The sequence below is a fragment of the Mycetocola reblochoni REB411 genome (assembly GCF_900163835.1).
In the GTDB taxonomy this organism is placed as follows: Bacteria; Actinomycetota; Actinomycetes; order Actinomycetales; family Microbacteriaceae; genus Mycetocola_B; species Mycetocola_B reblochoni.
The window spans coordinates 1-2,596 of record NZ_FUKR01000041.1 but is presented as its reverse complement, the minus strand read 5'-3'; the positions used below and the strand labels follow the sequence as shown (position 1 = coordinate 2,596).

Genomic DNA, 2,596 nt, shown 5'->3' with positions numbered 1-2,596 from the left:
TGAGTATTTGGAGTCTTGAGGGCCACTGATTATTGCGGTTCGGGGCCAGCCGATATTTGTTCTCGGGGCCAGGGGTATTGCCGGTGAGCGCCACCCCCGCGGGCGCGACGCTCACCGGCGCCGACTCAGCTGGACGCGGCGGTCTGTTCGCGCATGTTGACGTCGCCGGTCTCGATCCAGAGGGTGTTGTGGACGATGCGGTCCATGATCGCGTCGGCGTGGACCCCGGAGCCGAGGCGCTGGTGCCAGTCCTTCTTCGCGTACTGGGTGCAGAACACCGTCGAGGTCGCGTCGTATCGGCGTTCGAGGAGCTCGAGCAGCATGGATCGAACGTCGTCGGTGGGTGGGTCGAGCAGTCATTCATCGATCACGAGGAGCGTGAACGTGCTGTATTTCCGCAGCCACTTCTCCATGCCGGCGGGCTTGTCTTTCGCGGCGGCCCAGGTCTCTTCGAGGTCGGGCATGCGGATGTAGTGCGCTCGGTAGCGGTGCTGACAGGCCTGTTTCGCCAGCGCCGATCCGAGGTAGCTCTTCCCGGATCCGGTGAACCCTTGGAACACCACGTTTTGCTGCCTGCTGATGAACTGGCAGGTCCCGAGCTGCGCGATCACACCCCGGTCGAGGCCGCGTTGTTCGAGCAGGTCGACCCTGCGCAGGTCCGCGTTCGGGTATCGGAGCCCCGCCCGCCGGATGAGGCCCTCGACTTTCGCGTGGGTGAACGCGGCGTGGGCGTCGTCGACGGCGAGCTTGATGCGCTCTTCGAACACCATCCCCATCGTGAGGGCATCGTCTTGGATGTCGATCGCGTCGACCAGGGCGGAGATGCCCATCTCCCGCAGCTTCCGTTTCGTCTCGGAGTCGAGCCGGCTCATCGGGTGCCTCCGGCGTAGTAGTCGGCGCCGCGGACGTAGCCTGCCGGCTCCTCCCAGACGGATGGTTCGAACCTCGGTTGCCGTCGGCCGTTCTGGTCCTGATTGGAGTCCAGGATCGGCCGCAGATGCGCATACCTGGGCGACCTCACCCGCGACTGCAGCGCGATCCCAGCAGCAGCTTCGACCCGCGCAGCCGAGTAGCGGCGAGTCATCCGCAACACGGCCAGCGCAGCGTCCAAACCCTGCTCGTCGACCGGGACGGACTCGAAGATGCGGTTCACGATCGTCGTGGTGTCCTCCCCGATCCGAGCTGCCCACTCCCGAACCCGCTCCGCGTCCCATTGCCGATACTGGGGTCCGTCGGGCAGATCCGAGTCGTGCGTGCGGTACTCGTTGATCACCCCGGCTGGGGCGAGGAGATGGCTGGTGAGCCGCTGATCGGCGGCGAACACCTCGAGGGTGGTGTCGGTGACGCGCAGGTCGACGTTGCCTCCGATGTTGGCGTAGGGGACGGAGTAGAAGTTCCGCTCGAACACCACGTGCCCGTTGCGCTGAACCTTGCGTCCGTAGTGCCATCGGGAGATCTCGAACCCGACGGCCGGCAGCGGCCGTAGCAGCGGCTTCTCCTCTGCCTCGAACACGGAGAGTCTGGACCCGGCGCGCTTCTGGAACGGCTCGGCGTTGTAAGCGGTGACCCGCTCACGGATCACCGCGCGAAGCTCCGGCAGCGTCGCGAAGGTGCGGTCACGGAGCGTGGCGATCACCGCTGTCGCGACGTTGCCGACAGTGTTCTCGACGCTCGCCTTGTCTTTCGGTTTCGCGGGCCGGCCCGGCAGCACCGCCGCGGAGTAGTGCGCGGCGAGTTCCCGATACGCGTCGTTGAGTACGACCTCACCCTCGGCAGGGTGCTTGATCACCCCGGTCTTCAGGTTGTCCGGCACGATCCTGGGGACGCTGCCGCCGAACCAGTCGAACATCGCCGCGTTCGCCCGCAACCAAGTGTCCTGCCGCATATCCAGGGCCGGTTCAACGAACGCATAGCGGGAGAACGGCAGCGTCGCGACGAACAAGTAGACCCTCATCGCCTGGCCGGTGACCGGATCAGTGAGCCGCATCGTCTTTCCGGACCAGTCGACCTCGACCGTCTGCCCGGCCTTGTGACCGACCCGCGACGCCGCCCCGATCACCAGCACGTGACGCTGATACGACTTGCAGAACCTGTCGTATCCCATCGCCGTCTCACCCCTACTGTGGCAGGCGTCGACATACTCGCCGTGCAGCAGCTTCAACGTGACCCCGACCTTCGCGAGCTCCTTATGGACCTTCTCCCAGTCCGGCTGCGCGTGAACACTGTCATGCTCACCCCGCCCGGGGAACAGCCGCGCATACACGTCCGCCTCATCGAGCGCGGCGACGTCGTCCCAGCCGATGCCCTCCCGGTCAGCGGCATCGAGCACCATCGCCACGCTGGTGCGGGACATACCCTGCGCGGCGATCTGCCGACCCGTGAGCCCCTCCGAGCGCAACCGAAGCACGAGCTTCGCCTTGATCTTGCGTACCATCCGAATCACTCCTTCTGCCGCGTGATCAGCCACACGGCAGAAGGAGCCTAAGAAAGCGGCCCCGAACCCCAATACTCGGTGGCCCTCAACGACGCGATCGCGTCGACGGCAGGGTGGCCCCGAACCCCAATATCAGCGGCCCTCAGAAGCGCGAATACTCAG

General features: G+C 65.7%; 1 protein-coding gene and 1 pseudogene. Both read right to left on the bottom strand.

Features of this window, described 5'->3' with window-relative positions; translation table 11 throughout:
- Positions 1-125: 125 nt before the first annotated feature.
- Positions 126-872: pseudogene (locus tag FM119_RS07600) on the bottom strand (ATP-binding protein).
- On the bottom strand, positions 869-2,434 hold the full coding sequence (gene istA / locus FM119_RS07595) for an IS21 family transposase (protein ID WP_087137080.1): 1,566 nt from the start codon (positions 2,432-2,434) through the stop codon (positions 869-871). Before istA ends, FM119_RS07600 begins: the two are co-directional and overlap by 4 nt.
- Positions 2,435-2,596: the final 162 nt, after the last annotated feature.